Source organism: Hydrogenophaga electricum, assembly GCF_030160815.1.
Classification (GTDB): Bacteria; Pseudomonadota; Gammaproteobacteria; order Burkholderiales; family Burkholderiaceae_C; genus Hydrogenophaga; species Hydrogenophaga electricum.
In genome coordinates this window covers 1-16,033 of sequence record NZ_BSPB01000066.1, presented here as the reverse complement: position 1 = coordinate 16,033, position 16,033 = coordinate 1, and the positions used below count along the sequence as shown (strand labels likewise).

The 16,033-nt window shown below is 64.1% G+C and carries 20 protein-coding genes and 1 pseudogene; 14 read left to right on the top strand and 7 right to left on the bottom strand.

Annotated features, from left to right (window positions below):
* On the bottom strand, nt 1-119 hold a 119-nt coding region (locus QQK43_RS20800), incomplete at its 3' end, for a CopG family ribbon-helix-helix protein (protein WP_284309305.1).
* 597 nt (nt 120-716) lie between these two features.
* On the opposite strand from QQK43_RS20800, the gene qac reads away from it, so the two are divergent.
* Complete coding sequence (qac, locus tag QQK43_RS20795; RefSeq protein WP_015059047.1) at nt 717-1,049, top strand: quaternary ammonium compound efflux SMR transporter QacL; 333 nt, start codon at nt 717-719, stop codon at nt 1,047-1,049.
* 73 nt (nt 1,050-1,122) lie between these two features.
* Entirely contained in the window at nt 1,123-1,920 is a 798-nt protein-coding gene (locus QQK43_RS20790) for an ANT(3'')-Ia family aminoglycoside nucleotidyltransferase AadA13 (protein ID WP_001424636.1), read from the top strand.
* Nucleotides 1,921-2,067: 147 nt separating this feature from the next.
* Here the strand turns inward: QQK43_RS20790 and QQK43_RS20785 are convergent, their stop codons facing one another.
* Nucleotides 2,068-2,691, bottom strand: coding sequence for a recombinase family protein (locus QQK43_RS20785; RefSeq protein ID WP_011222094.1), 624 nt, complete (start codon nt 2,689-2,691; stop codon nt 2,068-2,070).
* Between the two features lie 323 nt (nt 2,692-3,014).
* Between QQK43_RS20785 and QQK43_RS20780 the strand changes: the two genes are divergently transcribed.
* From QQK43_RS20780 to QQK43_RS20760, 5 genes are all read left to right on the top strand, one after another.
* Nucleotides 3,015-3,923, top strand: a complete 909-nt coding sequence (locus QQK43_RS20780) for a recombinase family protein (RefSeq protein ID WP_054484123.1) — start codon at nt 3,015-3,017, stop codon at nt 3,921-3,923.
* A 99-nt stretch (nt 3,924-4,022) separates the two neighbouring features.
* Nucleotides 4,023-4,673 (top strand): AAA family ATPase, encoded by a 651-nt coding sequence (locus QQK43_RS20775; protein WP_054471494.1) that lies wholly within the window; start codon nt 4,023-4,025, stop codon nt 4,671-4,673.
* Nucleotides 4,674-4,925, top strand: coding sequence for a ribbon-helix-helix protein (locus QQK43_RS20770; protein ID WP_033446822.1), 252 nt, complete (start codon nt 4,674-4,676; stop codon nt 4,923-4,925).
* A gap of 29 nt (nt 4,926-4,954) precedes the next feature.
* Nucleotides 4,955-5,965, top strand: coding sequence for a replication protein RepA (locus QQK43_RS20765; RefSeq protein ID WP_082371061.1), 1,011 nt, complete (start codon nt 4,955-4,957; stop codon nt 5,963-5,965).
* 995 nt (nt 5,966-6,960) lie between these two features.
* Nucleotides 6,961-7,866, top strand: a complete 906-nt coding sequence (locus tag QQK43_RS20760) for a DNA-binding protein (RefSeq protein ID WP_011997491.1) — start codon at nt 6,961-6,963, stop codon at nt 7,864-7,866.
* Between the two features lie 134 nt (nt 7,867-8,000).
* Here the strand turns inward: QQK43_RS20760 and QQK43_RS20755 are convergent, their stop codons facing one another.
* Nucleotides 8,001-8,429, bottom strand: a complete 429-nt coding sequence (locus tag QQK43_RS20755; RefSeq protein WP_250209157.1) for a TraK family protein — start codon at nt 8,427-8,429, stop codon at nt 8,001-8,003.
* Between the two features lie 355 nt (nt 8,430-8,784).
* Between QQK43_RS20755 and traJ the strand changes: the two genes are divergently transcribed.
* The 7 genes from traJ to QQK43_RS20720 all read left to right on the top strand — a co-directional run bounded on the left by traJ (nt 8,785) and on the right by QQK43_RS20720 (nt 14,512).
* Nucleotides 8,785-9,162, top strand: coding sequence for a conjugal transfer transcriptional regulator TraJ (gene traJ / locus QQK43_RS20750; protein WP_054471493.1), 378 nt, complete (start codon nt 8,785-8,787; stop codon nt 9,160-9,162).
* Complete coding sequence (gene traI / locus QQK43_RS20745) at nt 9,159-10,991, top strand: TraI/MobA(P) family conjugative relaxase (protein ID WP_054471492.1); 1,833 nt, start codon at nt 9,159-9,161, stop codon at nt 10,989-10,991. The genes traJ and traI overlap by 4 nt, the downstream gene beginning before the upstream one ends.
* A gap of 235 nt (nt 10,992-11,226) precedes the next feature.
* Entirely contained in the window at nt 11,227-12,012 is a 786-nt protein-coding gene (gene trbJ, locus QQK43_RS20740; RefSeq protein WP_054471491.1) for a P-type conjugative transfer protein TrbJ, read from the top strand.
* Between the two features lie 15 nt (nt 12,013-12,027).
* Nucleotides 12,028-12,297 (top strand): entry exclusion lipoprotein TrbK, encoded by a 270-nt coding sequence (gene trbK, locus QQK43_RS20735; RefSeq protein WP_054471490.1) that lies wholly within the window; start codon nt 12,028-12,030, stop codon nt 12,295-12,297.
* Nucleotides 12,294-13,955, top strand: a complete 1,662-nt coding sequence (trbL, locus tag QQK43_RS20730) for a P-type conjugative transfer protein TrbL (protein ID WP_054471489.1) — start codon at nt 12,294-12,296, stop codon at nt 13,953-13,955. Before trbK ends, trbL begins: the two co-directional genes overlap by 4 nt.
* Nucleotides 13,956-13,957: 2 nt before the next feature.
* Nucleotides 13,958-14,215, top strand: a complete 258-nt coding sequence (locus tag QQK43_RS20725) for a hypothetical protein (RefSeq protein WP_054471488.1) — start codon at nt 13,958-13,960, stop codon at nt 14,213-14,215.
* A gap of 63 nt (nt 14,216-14,278) precedes the next feature.
* Entirely contained in the window at nt 14,279-14,512 is a 234-nt protein-coding gene (locus tag QQK43_RS20720) for a type I toxin-antitoxin system ptaRNA1 family toxin (RefSeq protein ID WP_011997484.1), read from the top strand.
* Between the two features lie 706 nt (nt 14,513-15,218).
* On the opposite strand, the pseudogene QQK43_RS23660 reads toward QQK43_RS20720, so the two are convergent.
* From QQK43_RS23660 to QQK43_RS20700, 4 genes and pseudogenes are all read right to left on the bottom strand, one after another.
* Nucleotides 15,219-15,317, bottom strand: a pseudogene (locus tag QQK43_RS23660) (transcriptional regulator); the annotation flags it as partial.
* Nucleotides 15,318-15,331: 14 nt separating this feature from the next.
* Nucleotides 15,332-15,502, bottom strand: coding sequence for a hypothetical protein (locus QQK43_RS20710; RefSeq protein ID WP_165601277.1), 171 nt, complete (start codon nt 15,500-15,502; stop codon nt 15,332-15,334).
* A complete protein-coding gene (locus QQK43_RS20705) occupies nt 15,502-15,756 on the bottom strand; it encodes a type II toxin-antitoxin system RelE/ParE family toxin (protein WP_005934365.1) in 255 nt (84 codons plus the stop codon). Before QQK43_RS20705 ends, QQK43_RS20710 begins: the two co-directional genes overlap by 1 nt.
* Nucleotides 15,757-15,782: 26 nt before the next feature.
* The coding region (locus tag QQK43_RS20700; RefSeq protein WP_370465327.1) for a CopG family ribbon-helix-helix protein at nt 15,783-16,033 on the bottom strand (251 nt) is incomplete at its 5' end.

Genomic DNA, 16,033 nt, shown 5'->3' with positions numbered 1-16,033 from the left:
CGCTCGACGTACTGCTGGATCGCTTCGAGCATGATCCAGTGGGGCGAGCGGCGGCGCTGGCTGGCGAGGTGCTGGACGCGACCTTTCAGCGTGTCGTCGATCTTGAGAGACGTTGCCATAGTGGGCCTCTTATCACATAGTAATACCTAGTGATAATAGCCCTTCCCTGCCCCCGAGTCCATCGCGCTGAAACTGTCTTGAAAAGGCTCTTTAAGGCTGGTGTTTTGAGCTAGGCGCATATAGATCGTGCTTTGATAAATGAGCCTGCCGGGCTACGTGTCGTTTTCAGAAGACGGCTGCGCCAAATGTCAGAAGCCGAATGCACTACAGCAGCAAAGGGGGTTGAACCCATCAGGGAATGACGGGCGGCAGGCGGCCAGGAGCGGCCGGTCATCAAGCGCTCCGGATAGCGGCCACCCCGGCGGGAGGATATGCTATACGCCTGTGCCCGGAATCGATCAGACCACACACCATGCCAGCTGCTGCTTTACCTGCGTTGTTATCTTGCCTTGCGCGATATTTCTTATTCTAAACAGAAGGTTGCAGAACATGTTATCCGACATCCCGATGTTATGCGGCAGAACTGTCGCCCTAAAACAAAGTTAGATGCCAGATTTGGCGTTGCGTATGCTCACAGAAAATCGACAGCCGCAAGACTGTTTTTGGCAACTCATAGCCACCACTATTTATCCTTCATACCGTAGAGGAGATTGCACGTGAAGAACTGGCTCTTTCTGGCTATTGCAATATTTGGTGAGGTCGTCGCAACTTCCGCACTGAAGTCCAGCCATGGATTCACCAAGTTAGTTCCTTCTGTTGTAGTTGTGGCTGGCTACGGGCTTGCGTTCTATTTCCTCTCTCTCGCAATCAAGTCCATCCCGGTCGGCATTGCTTATGCTGTTTGGGCTGGCCTCGGCATCGTACTTGTGGCAGCTATCGCTTGGATCTTCCATGGCCAGAAACTAGACTTGTGGGCGTTCGTTGGCATGGGACTTATCGTTAGTGGCGTCGCCGTTCTAAATCTGCTATCCAAGGTCAGCGCACATTGATCGGGCTGGCATCTAACAATTCATTCAAGCCGACGCCGCTTCGCGGCGCGGCTTAATTCAGGTGTTAGACATCATGAGGGACTCAGTGACCGCCGAAATTTCGACGCAACTATCCAAGGTGCTTAGTGTTATCGAGCACCATCTGGAACCGACGTTGCTTGCCGTACATTTGTACGGCTCCGCAGTGGATGGCGGCCTGAAGCCATACAGTGATATTGATTTGCTGGTTACTGTGACCGCAAGGCTTGATGACACAACGCGGCGAGCTTTGTTCAACGATCTTTTGGAGGTTTCGGCTTTCCCAGGCGAGAGTGAGATTCTCCGCGCTATAGAAGTCACCATTGTCGTGCACGAAGACATTATGCCGTGGCGTTATCCAGCCAAGCGCGAACTGCAATTTGGAGAATGGCAGCGCAATGACATTCTTGCGGGTATCTTCGAGCCAGCCACGATCGACATCGATCTGGCTATCTTGCTAACGAAAGCGAGAGAACATAGCGTGGCTTTGGTAGGTCCGGCGGCGGAGGAACTCTTTGATCCAGTTCCTGAACAAGATCTAATCAAGGCGCTGAATGAAACCTTGAAGCTATGGAACTCGCAGCCCGACTGGGCCGGCGATGAGCGAAATGTAGTGCTTACGTTGTCCCGCATTTGGTACAGCGCAGCAACTGGTAAAATCGCGCCGAAGGATGTCGCTGCCAACTGGGCAATGGAACATCTACCTGCCCAGCATCAGTCTGTCTTGCTTGAAGCTAGACAGGCTTATCTTGGGCAAGAGGAAGATCGCTCGGTCTTGCGCGCAGATAAGTTGGAAGAATTTATTCACTTCATGAAAAGCGAGATCACCAAGGTGCTCGGCAATGATGTCTAACAATGCGTTCAAGCCGATGCCGCTTCGCGGCACGACTTAACTTCGGCGTTGAACGACAGCTTCCGTCAAAGCTGGACGGCTGCATCGGGTCGACACCGGCAATCGGATCGTTGCCGCACTGAACAGCCTCGTTCCAGGTCGCCGCTACTATGCGGCTGAACCTCGGGAGAGCAGCTTTACGCCGTCTGGTCGCAGCTCTCCCTTGGGTGACACATGCCGGTAGAGCGTCTGCCGGGTAATCCCCAGTTCTTCGCAGAGATCGCCCACCTTGGTTTCCGGTTGCCCCATGCTGGCCATCGCCAGGCGTAGCTTGGCGGCGGTCATCTTGAAGGGGCGCCCCCCTTTCCTGCCGCGAGCGCGCGCCGAGACAAGCCCGGCGACCGTTCGCTCGGAAATCAACTCCCGCTCGAACTCTGCCAGCGCAGCAAAAATGCCGAACACAAGCTTGCCGGCGGCAGTCGTCGTGTCGACCGCTGCACCGTGACCGGTCAGGACCTTCAGTCCCACGCTACGCGCAGTCAGGTCGTGCACGGTATTGATCAGGTGGCGCAGATCGCGGCCGAGCCGATCGAGCTTCCATACGATCAGCGTATCCCCTTCACGAAGCGCCTTCAGGCAAGCAGCCAACCCTGGGCGATCATCGCGTCGGCCTGATGCCAGATCCTCGTAGAGATGGGCAGGACTCACGCCGGCGCCGATGAGCGCATCGCGCTGCAAATTGGTGGATTGGGATCCGTCCGCTTTCGACACCCGCATATAGCCGATCAACATCTCTTCGCCTGTCACATATACGTTCGATTATGTGACAGTGTGAGCCAGAACGTGCCGGTCGTCAAAAATTGTCACTTAACCCGTAATTCTGTCTAAGGCATACAAAGGGTGTTTATGGTTAGTAAAGTGACGGCGCAAGACAGCATCGTGCAGGGGACTCCTGAGCAATCCCATCCCCTCGCGGCGGCTCGTGCATACGACTACTGAACAGGTCGTGTCAGCAGTCCTATGCACTCGGTACGGCCAACCCAATGAACCGGTGCAGTCGCCTTCTGAAAACGACACTACGATAGGCGCATTCAGGTATGCCCAAAGGAGCCAGCATGAGCAGGACGAAGCCAGCAGCCGCGCCGATGGTGGCGCGGGTCTATCTGCGCGTCAGCACCGACGCGCAAGACCTTGAACGCCAGGAAGGGATCATCACGGCCGCGAAGGCCGCCGGGTACTACGTGGCCGGCATCTACCGCGAGAAAGCCAGCGGCGCACGCGCTGACCGGCCCGAGCTGCTGCGCATGGTGGCCGACCTGCAACCGGGCGAGGTGGTCATTGCCGAGAAGATCGACCGCATCAGCCGCCTACCCTTGCCCGAGGCCGAGCGCCTGGTGGCCTCGATCCGGGCCAAGGGTGCGCGCCTGGCCGTCCCTGGCGTGGTCGATCTATCCGACCTGGCGGCCGAGGCCCAGGGCGTCGCCAAGATCGTCCTGGAATCCGTCCAGGACATGCTTTTGAAGCTGGCCCTACAGATGGCCCGCGACGACTACGAGGACAGGCGCGAGCGGCAGCGCCAGGGCATCGAGCTGGCGAAGCGGGACGGCCGCTACAAGGGACGGCGGGCCGATCCGAAGCTACGCGCCCAGGTGATCGCGTTGCGCAGCATCGGCCAGAGCATCGCGGAGACGGCCAAGCTGGCCGGGTGCAGCGTGGCCCAGGTCAAACGGATATGGGCCAGCCGTGACATGAGCCAGGCCGAGGCGGCCAGGCATGGCGCTTTCGTGGAGGACGCATTGACCGAGGCCGACGCCGGCGAGGCGGCCGACGTGGAGCAGGGCGCGGCCGAGCTGCCCGAGCCGGCTTTCCTAGATGATGATGAAGGCCCGGCCGCTGATCTGCCGATGCCCCCGTACCGAACCCAAAACCTGCCGCAAATCCTGGCGGGCCTCACCGATGACGAGCTGGCGACGTGGCCCGGCGACCTGGCAGACACCGAGCGGGCGCGGCGGCGCAAACTTTAGCGGCTAAAATTATCTGCTTTGCGTGCTTTTGTGCTTGCTGCTATGCGTTAATGGCGTATAATTGCCATATTGTCTTAGCTCGGAGGCACGCAAAGCAGAATGAAAACCATCGTCATAGCAAGCCAGAAGGGCGGCGCGGGCAAGACTACCCTTGCCGCTCACCTGGCCGTCACAGCCGAGCAGGAGGGCGCAGGGCCGGCAGTCCTGATCGACACCGACCCGCAAGGCTCGCTGTCGGCCTGGTGGAACTCGCGCGAGGCCGATACGCCCGCGCTGGCATCGGCCAGCCTGGCCGAGCTGGCGACGAAGCTAGAGGGCCTGGCAGCGGCAGGGTTCAAGCTGGCCGTCATCGACACGCCGCCGGCGATTACGGCCGCCATCCGCGACGTGGTGAAGCTGGCCGACCTGGTGCTGATCCCGACGAGGCCCAGCCCGCACGACCTGCGCGCTGTTGGCAGCACCGTGGATATTGCTCAGGAAGCCGGCCGGCCGTTCGCCTTTGCCGTCACCCAGGCCAAGCCGACCGCCAGGCTGACCGTGCAGGCCGTCGCCGCCCTGTCAGCGCATGGGGCCGTGGCTCCGGCAATCGTGCATGACCGCGTGGATTACGCGGCCTCGATGGTCGATGGCCGCACAGTGAGCGAGACAGACGCCAAGAGCCGAAGCGCCGAGGAAATGCGACAATTATTGTCTTTCGTGCTTGAACGCTTGCACGTAAAGACGAAAACCAAAAAGAAGGAAACCGTATAAATGGCAGCCAAGAAACCCGCCGACCTTTCCGGCCTGGTCGCAACCAAGGGCCAGGCCGCGCCAGTTGCCAACGTGCCAGCCCGCAGCGCAGCGCCGGCCGAGGAAGCAGAGGCCAACAATGTGCCGCTGAACTTTCGCGTGTCGGCCGACCTTCGCCGCCGCTTCCGCGTGTTCGCAGCCAATCACGACCTCAAGCTGAACGAGCTGCTGCGCTTGGCCTTCGATGAGTACGAGAAGCGGCACGGCCATTGACTTTTAGCCGCTAAAGGAGGGCCACCAGCATGACCAAGAAGCGAGAAGGGCAGGGCGCGCAGCAGATCGGCGAGATCATGGGCGACCTGGTGGCCCAGGCGCAGGCCAAGGCAGCATTGCCGCCGCCGAAGCGCCAAACCAAGAAGATCACGCCGGCCGGCCTCATCTTGACCGGGGCCGACCAGAAGCTGATCGAGGCCAGCGCGGAGATTGCCACCACCCCGCCGGCCGGCGAGGACATGGCTTTCACTCATGCGGTGCTGTGCCAGGTCGGTTTGCCTCGCGCCAAGGTCGAAGGCCGTGAGTTCATGCGACAGTCCGGCGCGGCCTGGGTCAATGTCCAGGCCGGCTATCTGGACGAAGGGAAGGGGCCGGTGCTGCAACCTATCCCCTATGGCGTCATGCCCCGGCTTGGTCTGGCGTGGGTTTCCACCTTCGCCGTGCGCAACAAGGAGCGGGAGATTCCCATCGGCGACAGTGCCGCCGAGTTCCTGCGGCTGATGGGGATGGAGAGCGACGGCCGCCGCTACACGACGCTACGGAAGCAGATGCACGCCCTTGCCGCCGCTCGCCTGCAACTCGGGTTCAAGGGGCGCACCTACAACGGCCAGCCGGTGCAGCAATTCGACGCCTGGGTGTCGAACAAGGACACGCAGCAGCGCGCCCTATGGCCCGGCGTCATGGTGCTGTCAGAGGACTACTACGGCTCCCTGATCGAAAGCGCCGTGCCGCTGGACAATCGCGCTCTGCACGCCCTGAAAGGTTCCGCGCTGGCCCTGGACGTGTATGCGTGGCTGGCCCACCGACTGCACCGCATCGAAGGCCGAGGTGTGACGTTGCACTGGAAGGCGCTGCGCGAGCAGTTCGCCCAGGAGTACCGAGGCAAAGACCCCGACAAGGACTTCAAGAAGGAGTTTTTGCCGGCGCTCAAGAAGGTGCTGGCCGTCTATCCGCAAGCGAGGGTGAAGCCTGTCACCGGCGGCGTGCTGCTGATCGGCTCGCCACCGCCCATCCCCTACAAGGGCGGCCCCACGGTTTAGCTAAACTTCGTGAAATCGCCCCCCCCCTTACAGCACCGCACCGGCCGCCCCGAGATCGAGGCGGCCGCGTCGTTTCAGGGCTGACCAGGCACACACCCCTCGGCCAGGCCCTGAACTGGGGACAAACCCTGTGGATAGCCGCACTTATCCACGTGAAATCGCCCCCCCCTGGTTCGTGAAATCGCCCCCCCTTGGGTGGCTTATCCACGTGAAATCGCCCCCCCCCTGGTTCGTGAAATCGCCCCCCCCCTAAACCTGTAAGGTTTGCCTTTAATGTCTTTCCTATAAATTTATTGCTGGTAATAGGCAGGCCAAATCGGTGGAAAACTCAACCGACAGCGCAAACCGAACCGCCGCAACGCCCTACGGGCGCGCCTACCCTCCGGGCCTTCGGCCCTCCGCCCCGTCGCCTACGGCGCCGGCCTGCGCCTTCGGCGGGGCACCCCTGCGGGGTTCCCCCGGCTTCGCCGGCTCCCCCTCCGGCAATCGTGCCTGGCCTAACGGCCAGGACTGGCTTACCAAGAGCGCGGCAAGCCGCGCCGGTGACAGCTCCACCGCCTGCACACTCATCGAGCACCGCGGCAACTCGACAGCCCAAGAAAAGCAGGTTTAGCAGGAAAAGCGGTTTGCCGAGGTCGTGCCCAATCTCGACCGCCGGCGCGAGCTGGAAGGCCGCAGGTTGAACGCCAAGAAAAAGGGCGGGCGAGCTGGCCAGCATCGCCACATCCAACGATGCAGGCCCAAGCGCACCACGGCCAGGCCACCCAGGAGCGCCCAGGAGGCGCGAAACCGGCCGAGGCCAGGGGGTAGGGCCGCCGACCCCCTAAAAACGCCTCTACGGGCCTTCCAGGGCCGAATTTCGACCGTCACGCGCTCGCGGCCGGGCTGGCCCCAGGGTAGCGGCGTAGTATTTTCCTGTAGGGCTTGTAAATTGTAGTATGTAGTAGTATCATACAACATACTACAACACTACATTTCATACAGGAGCAACCGCTATGGCAGTCACGAAAGAGCAGATTTTTTCCGCCGCCGACGACTTGGCCGCCGCCGGCCAGAAGCCCACGCTTGAGGCAATCCGGCAGATCACCGGCGGGAGCTACACAACCATTTCCCCGGCCCTGAACGAGTGGAAGGCCCGCCAGGCCACCGCCGCCGCGCCCCTGCGCGAGCCTGCGCCCCAGGCCGTCGCCGACCGCCTGGCCGAACTGGGCAGCGACCTATGGACAATCGCCCTCGACCTGGCGAACGCCCGCCTTGCCGTTGAGCGGGAAGGGCTGGAGAAGGCCCGCGCCGAGCTGGAAGCCGACCGCAACGAGGCAACCGAGCTGGCCGACAAACTGGCCGGCGACGTGGAAGCCCTGCAATCCCGCCTGGCGTCCATCGAGGCCGCCGAAGCGGCCGCACGCGGCGAAGCCGACGAGCTGCGCGGCCAACTGGCTACCGCCCAGGAACAGGCGCACACGGCAGAGGCCCGCGCCCAAGAGATCGAGCGCCGGGCCGGCGAGCTGCGCACGGAACTGGACAGGGCGCACCAGGACGCCGACCAGGCACGCGGGGCACTGGCTGAACAGCAGAAGGCCAGCCAGGCGGCCGCCGCTCAACTCGACCAGGTGCGCGCCGAGCTGGTGAAGGTACAGGCCAAGGCCGAGGCCAGCGAGGAAGCTCACCAGGAACAGCGCAAGGCCACAGCGGGCGAGGCACATCGCATGGCCGAACGCCTCACCGCCGCCCAGGCCGAGCGCGACCAGGCCACGAAGGCGGCCGCACAGGCCCGCGAGGAAGCCGCCCGCCTGGCCGGGCAGCTCGACACGCTCAAGGAACAATCGGCCGCGCTGCTGGCTCGCATCACGCCGCCGGCGGCCGAGGCGAAGCCGACCAGGAAAAAGCCCGGCGGCGAGTGATCGACCGCCCCTCAAGTGTCAATAAAGCCCAGGCAGCACATTGACACTTGAGGGGCACGCTTTAGCCGCTAAAAAGCACGCAAGGCAAACAGCACGCATATTCCCCTTGGCGTCCGACTTGCCCCTTGGGGCGCTTACAGCAAGTCCTCTTTGTTCGGCGTCGGGTTGAAATTGAAGCTGGGAATCTTCCCGGCTTGCTCGCTGGCAGGGCTGGCCGGAGCTGGTACGGCCGGCTTTGGCGTGACGGCTGGAACGGTGGTCGGCGAGTTGCTGGCCGACCTGGTGGCGGCCTTCGGTGTCGGCGGCGCGGTGTCGGCCGGCGCTGCCTTGATGAACCGCTGGACGTGCCGGCGGAACGTCTCATAGCTGGTTTTCACCCGGCCGGTTTCGTGCATGTGATCGTAGATCGTCGTCAGCGCGTAGCCGGCTTCCATTGCCTCGACCACATCCCCGCGCACCGCCAGAAACGCTACTGCCGCCGCGTCCTGGCGGCGCTTCTTCTCGGCCTTCTGATCGGCCCAGGCGGCAAGTTCATCGGTGTATCGGGTTCCCATCGGCTTCATTCCTGTTTGTGTAATGCACGCGGGTTCATGTGTGTAAAGCTAGTGGAAAGCACATGGAATATGCGCTGAAACGGCGCGTGAAGTCCTGCAAGCAAGCGGATTCCCCTGCATTTTGCCGTGTTGCATCCATAGGCGCTAGGTTTCCTTGCTAGATACCATGCAAATCCACAATGGCGCGTGTATAGTTTCCGCATTGAATGCAATGCTGAATAGAGGGCAGGATGTGTGAAGTAGGCCCACCATGCAAGCATGGTGATCCTCTTCACTTCCCCTTATTCGCGCCTGCGGCGCTCAACGGGGCATCCTGCCCTGCGGGGCCAGCCGGCGGCCGCCGGCAACGACAGAGGACGCCAAGATGGAGGCCAACGAGAACAAGGTAACGAGGAAGGGCAGCACGCCCATCAAGGTCTATTGCCTGCCGGATGAACGGGCCGCCATCGAGGCCAACGCCCAGGCCGCCGGCATGAGCACGTCCGCCTACCTGCTGGCGGTCGGCCAGGGCTACCAGGTCAAAGGCGTGACCGACTTCGAGAACGTGCGCGACCTGGTGCGCGTGAATGGCGACCTCGGCCGGCTGGGCGGCCTGCTCAAGCTCTGGCTGACCGACGACCCGCGCACGGCCCGCTTCGGCGATGACACCATCCGGGCGCTGCTGGCCCGGATCGAGGCGACCCAGGACAAGATCAGCACCATCGCGGAAAGCGTGGTGCGGCCGCGAGGCGGACAATCGTGATCGCCAAGCACGTGCCCATGCGCTCGCTGGGTAAGTCCGACTTCGCCGGCCTGGTGCGGTATGTCACCGACGCGCAGAGCAAAGACCACCGGCTGGGCCAGGTGCAGGTCACGAACTGCGCCGCCGACACCGTGCGCGATGCCATCACCGAGGTGCTGGCGACCCAGCAGGCCAACACGCGGGCCAAGGGCGACAAGACCTATCACCTGATCGTCAGCTTTCGCGCCGGCGAGCAGCCGAGCGCCGACACCCTGCGGCAGATCGAGGCCCGCATCTGCGACGGGCTGGGCCTGGGCGAGCATCAGCGCGTCAGCGCCGTGCATAACGACACCGACAACCTGCACATCCACATCGCCATCAACAAGATTCACCCGACCAGGGGCACGATGCAGGAGCCGTACTACTCGCATCGGGCGCTGGCCGACCTCTGCACGACCCTGGAACGCGACTACGGCCTGGAGCGTGACAACCACGAGTCACGCCAGCGCGGCGCGGCCGCCAGGGCCGGCGACCTGGAGCAGCACGCCGGCGTGGAAAGCCTGGTCGGCTGGATCAAGCGCGAGTGCCTGGACGAGATCAAGGGCGCGGCGAGCTGGGCCGAGCTGCACCAGGTCATGCGCGATAACGGCCTGGCGCTGCGCGCACGCGGTAACGGCCTGGTCATCGAGGCCGGCGACGGCACGATCATCAAGGCCAGCACCTTGGCCCGCGACCTGTCCAAGCCTGCCCTGGAAAAGCGGCTTGGCACGTTCGAGGCGTCGCCCGAGCGCCAGGCCGCGCCGGCACGGCGCAACTACCAGAAGGGCCGGCCGATGCGTCTGCGCGGCGGCCTGGACACGACCGAGCTTTACGCCCGGTACAAGGGCGCACAGCAGACCCTCACGGCCGCCAGGGCCGGCGTGCTGGCCGAGGCGAAGCGCCGGAAGGATCGGGCCATCGAGAACGCCAAGAAGGCGGCGGCCACCCGGCGGGCGGCCATCAAGCACCTGACCGATGGCCGGCTGACCAAGAAGCTGCTGTATGCCCAGGCCAGCGCCGCGCTGCGGGCCGACCTGGAGGCGATCCACAAGCGCCACGACCAGGAGCGGGCGGCGATCTACAACGAGCACCGCCGGCGGCCGTGGGCCGACTGGCTCAAGCAGCAGGCAACGGCCGGCGACGGCCAGGCGCTCGATGCGCTGCGCGCCCGCGAGGCGGCCCAGGGCCTCAAGGGCGACACCATCCAGGGCGACGGCCAGGCGAAGCCCGGCCATACCCCGGTGATCGACAGCATCACGAAGAAGGGCACGATCATCTACCGCGCCGGCAGCTCGGCCGTGCGCGATGACGGCGAGCGTCTGGCCGTGTCCAGCCAGGCCGACCGCGCCGGCGTGGCGGCGGCGCTGCGCCTGGCAATGGAACGCTACGGCGAGCGCATCACTGTCAGCGGCAGCGTGGAGTTCAAGGCTGCCGTGATCCGGGCGGCCGTCGATGCCCAGCTCCCCATCACCTTCGCCGATCCGGCACTGGAAAGCCGGCGGCAGGCCGAGGCCACCAAGGCCCAGGCCAAGCGCCGGCTGGGTGTGCCCCCTGTCGGCCAGGAACCGCCACCGCATCGCCGGCATGGCCTGCGCACGTTGGGCCAGCTCGACGGGCTGCACATCGAGGGCGAAGCCCAGCGGCCGGCACAAGCACCGACCCAGGCCACCCCGACACCGCCGCCGGCCAAAGTGCAGCAGCCGGCCAAGCCCGCGCCGTCCGAGCTGGAACAGCGCCAGGCACGGCTACGGGCGCAGATGGAAGCCAAGAAGGCCAAACGCCAGGACAAGGGCAAGGGGCGCGGGCGATAGATTGCGTGCTTTTGTGCTTGTCGTTATGCGTGCTTAATGTATAATTTTGCTATCTGGCGCGAATGACGTTAGATAGCACTACACCGATGTTCAACAAAAATGGCCGGGCGCAACGGTGTCGCCAAGGTCGGGTACCGGACAGCGCGACGTGGCGAGCTGTCTCTGTGATGGCCCAGCTCCGCATCTTCTAGGTGCGGTTCAGAGCAGCCACTTCATCACATCGAGGAACTCGACCATGAAGCACGTCCGCCTTTTAGCGGCTAAAACCGCGCTCGCCGCCGTCCTGGCCGGCAGCATCATCATCACCCCAGCGCAGGCCGGCATCCCCGTCATCGACGGCGGGAACCTGGTGCAGAACGTCATGACGGCCATCGAGTCGGTGGCGCAGACGCTCAAGCAGATCGAGCAGTACCAGACCCAATTGCAGCAGTACGAGAACATGCTGCAAAACACGATGGCCCCGGCGGCCTACATCTGGGATCAGGCGCAGTCCACGATCAACGGGCTGATGAATGCCGTCAACACGCTGGACTACTACAGGAACCAGCTCGGCAGTCTCGATGCCTACCTGGGCAAATTCCAGGATGTGAGCTACTACCGCAGCTCGCCGTGCTTCTCGGCCGCCGGGTGCTCGGATGCCGAGCGCGCCGCGATGGAGCAAAACCGCCGCCTGTCGAGCGAGAGCCAGAAGAAGGCGAACGACGCGCTTTTCAAGGGTCTGGAGCAGCAGCAGCGCAACCTTACCGCCGACGCTCGCCAGCTCGAACGGCTCCAGTCGGCCGCACAAGGCGCGACCGGCCAGATGCAGGCTATCGGCTTCGCCAACCAGCTCGCCGCCAACCAGGCGAACCAGCTCCTGCAAATCCGTGGCTTGCTGATCGCGCAGCAGAACGCCGCTACCGCCAGGATGCAGGCGCAGGCCGACCTTGAAGCGCAGCAGCAGGCCGCCGGCGCGACTTCCAGGGAATCCAGGATCGAGCGCACGGCAAGCCCGAGAAACTGGCTCGAACTGACCCGCTGACGGAGGCCCTGCACCATGAAGAAAACGATGCTGCTTGCCGGCCTCGTGGTGGTGCTGATGGCCGGCTGCGACAACAAGCCGGCCATCCCGCCCATGCCAGAGGTCAATGACACCAATTGCCAGATCGAGGCGATCAAGAAGATCGAGGACAGGGCCACGCGCGAGAAATTCGCCGGGCTGTGCTCGCGTCGGTCGCCAGCCGCCGGCGGCATCGCGCCGACCGAGAAGCCCATGAACTGGCTCGAACTGGCCGACCCGAAAGACCAGAAGGGGGCGAAGCCATGAAAGCACTGCACAAGGCGGCGCTGATCGGCGTCACCCTCGCGCTCTACTCCACCGCTGCATCGGCCCAGCTCACCAACCAGGGGATGCTTGACCAGGTGGTGACGGAGTTCGCCACGCGGGCCACGTCCTGGCAGACGGTGGTGATGAATGCCGCGATGTTCCTGTTCTGGACGCTGGGCACGATCTCGCTGGTTTTCACGTTCGGCTTCATGGCGCTGCGCAAGGCCGACATTGGCGAGTTCTTCGCCGAGTTCATCCGCTTCATTCTGTTCTTCGGCTTTTTCCTCTGGCTGCTGCGCAACGGCCCCGCCTTCGCCAACTCGATCATCCAGTCACTGGCCCGGATCGGTGAGCAGGCATCCGGGGTGGCATCGGTGACACCCTCGGGCATCGTGGATATCGGCTTCATGATCTTGAAGCAGGCATTCACAAACTCGTCGATCTGGTCGCCCGTGGATAGCTTCATCGGTGTGGCCTTGAGCGTTGGCATCCTGATCCTGCTGGCAGTTGTCGCCGTGAATATGCTGCTGCTGCTCGTCTCGGGCTGGCTGCTGATGTACGCCGGCATCTTCTTCCTCGGCTTCGGTGGTTCGCGTTGGACGTCCGACATGGCGATCAACTACTACAAGACCGTGCTGGGCGTGGCCGTGCAGATCATGACGATGGTGCTCCTGGTCGGCATCGGGAACGACCTGCTTTCCAGCTTCTACGCCAGGATGAACACCGGCACGCTGAACTTTGAAGAGCTGGGCGTGATGCTGGTTTTCTGCGTGGCGTTGCTCATGCTGGTCAATCGTGTGCCCCCTCTCATCGCCGGCATCATCACCGGCTCGGGTATCGGCGGCGCGGGTGGCATCGGCAACTTCGGCGCGGGTGCTGCCATCGGTGCGGCTATGGGCGCGGCGAGCATGGCCGCCGGTGCGGCAAGCGTGGCTGGTGCGGCCGTGATGGGTGGTGCAGCCTCGGCCGCCGGCGGCATGTCGGCGATCAAGGCAGCGTTCGAGAAAGCAGGATCGAGCGCTGGCGGTGAATCGGGCGGAATGCCCATGCTCGGCGGTGGCTCCGACTCCGGCAGCGATGCTGGCTCGTTTGCGCAAGCTGCTGGCTTTGGTGGCGGGTCAGGCTCAGGTGCAGGCACCACTACACCACTTGCACAGGCCGCCGGTTTCGGCAGCAGCTCGGGCAGAGGTGCCAGCGGTTCGGGTGGCGGCAATGGGCAGCAGTCCGGTAAATCGGGCGGCGGTTCCAGCTCGAAAGGGGGCGACGACGCCGGCAACAAGAACGCCCAGCAAGGCGGCCAGCAGGCCGCACCAGGCAGCACCGGCCCCGGCTTGCTGGCCTCGGCCGCATCGGCGCTTGGCACGGCGGGCCGCGTGACGGCCGACGCCAGCGCGAACCTGATGCAAGGCGTCGGAGAGGTTGCGAAGGCCAAGGCCGCCAGCATCCGCGCCGCCGCCGCCGAGCGCATCGCCGACACCACCGGCGGGAAGATCGCGGCGGCGATCAGGGCGCGCGCGGAGAGCGACCAGGCCGGCGCTGCCGAGGCGGTGCCGACATTCGGCGACAACAACTTGGCAGGGGCCGATTCGGCCGCTGCCGATCCTGATGATGAAGTGGCCGCGTTCGCCAACCGCGAGCACGGTAAATCGGAGGCGTGACTATGAAACGTAGTGGATTTTTCGACTGCCTGGCGCTCGACCAGGTGCAGCGTCAGGCGGTGGAGTTTGAGCAGCCTGGCGACCAATCAACCGAGCTTGATGCAGCGGCGGAAGTGGCGGCCTTCGTTGATCGCCCTGTCCCGTCTGCCATCGAGGCCACCAGGCCAGCGGCCAGGTCATCGAGCAACAGCTACAGCGGCAGCAACAGGAACACGCCGCTGGCCGAGGCCGCCGGCATCTACAGCAGCGGCCAGCGGTAAAGCGCGCCGGCCGGCGTGGGGCCGGCCGACACTTCCACAACCCACCTACCACAGAGGTGAATCATGGCAACTTTGAATCCTACCAATGCAATCGCAACCCAGGCAGTCCATCATGCGGCCGCACAGCTCGCGGCCCTGGACTGGATCGACCAAGAGGCGGCGCGGCAGCTCTCGCCGATGGCGGAAGCCGTCGCCAATATGTTCATGGTGCTGTACTACCAGGCCGAGACGGGCCAAGCCACGCGGGACGACTTCCGCCAGGCCCTGGACGCGGTGCGGCAGTCACTCACCGCGTAGGCCCCACCAGGAACAGTAAGGGCGGCCAGTGGCCGCCCTTGTTGTTTTCGGGCCTGCATCGCCGTTTCCGACGATGCGCGCCGGCGTTCTCGAGCATCGCCAGATCGAGCGATGACGGCCGCCCTGCCCTTTCCCTTGGCGTGGATCTCGCATCGTCATTTCCGGCGATGAGATCCTCCTGCAGCACCGCCAGAAATGGCGATGCTGGCCAGCCCTACCCTTCCAGGCCGTGCATGGTTCGCGCACGTGCTGCGACCTGGTGCGCGTGCTCGATGTAAGCCGCATCGCCGGTGGCTTCGGCGTCGGCAAGGAGCGCGGCCACGGCCTCGGCCGTGGTCAGATGTTCGGCCGGGTCGAAGGGCGTCAGCGGGTCCAGGCCCGCATCGACGCGGCGGGCCAGCGCGATAGCCAGGGCAATGTCGGCGACCCTTTCACTAAACGCTTCCGTTATCTGGCGGCGCGCGATCAGCAATTCGTCCTGGTCGCCATCCTCAAGGATGCTGTTCAGCAGTTCCACCGCATAGGCCGGGTCTTTGCGGAAGGCTTCGGCCATTGCGTCGTCATGCAGGCGTGCGCGCACCTGGTCGGCTTCCAGGGTTTCACAGGCCGGCCACTCGCGGCCAACGGCAGGCGCATCCACCCATTCGCGTTGCTCGGGCGGCAATGGATGCTGGCCGGCTGCTTCGGCCTCGGCCAGCAGCTCATCGAGCGTGCGGCGCACCTGGTCAGCCGTGACGGCGCGGGCCGGATCGGCCTTCAATGCGTCATAGGCCGGGCCGGCCTTCTCATGCAGCCAGCTTTCCAGGTTCTTCGGGTCGGTCATCGGCGGGCCTTATCGAGCCAGGCCAGCGTTTCAGCATCGCGGGCGGCTACGCGGGCCAGCAGCTCGCGCAGTAGCGCGGCCATGCTCATGCCGTGCGCGGCCGCGACGGCGGCAGCTTCGGCCTTCACGGCCGCCGGCACGGCGGCGCTCACGGTCTTGGTGGTCATCAGTAGCCCGCCTCTTTCTGGTGCCGGAAGGCCAGAACATACACCGCATCGTCGGCCGGTTCGTGGCGGTACAAAGCCACATAGCCGGAATCACCGAAGGCAATCACCAGCTCGCGCAGCTCGGGCATTTCAGGGAACGGCCGGCCAATGTCGGGGGCCGTCTCCAGCAGCAGGAATTGCCGCTCGATGGCCTGGCCGGCACGCCTGGCGGCGTCCGGTGCCTTGACGGCCAGGAACCGCCGGCATCGTTCCAAGCCTTCCGCCGCGCCTTCGGTGACGATTACTTGTGGCACTCAGGCACCGCCCTTTCGTCATTGGTGCCCCAGGTGTTCAACCAGGTGCGAACTTCCTGGCCGGTCAGGTGGCGGCCGGTTTCCTTGTAGGCCGCCCAGGACGCCAAGGCTTCCTGCTTGAAGCTCTCGCGGGCTTCTTCGCGCTCGACGTACTGCTGGATCGCTTCGAGCATGATCCAGTGGGGCGAGCGGCGGCGCTGGCTGGCGAGGTGCTGGACGCGACCTTTCAGCGTGTCGT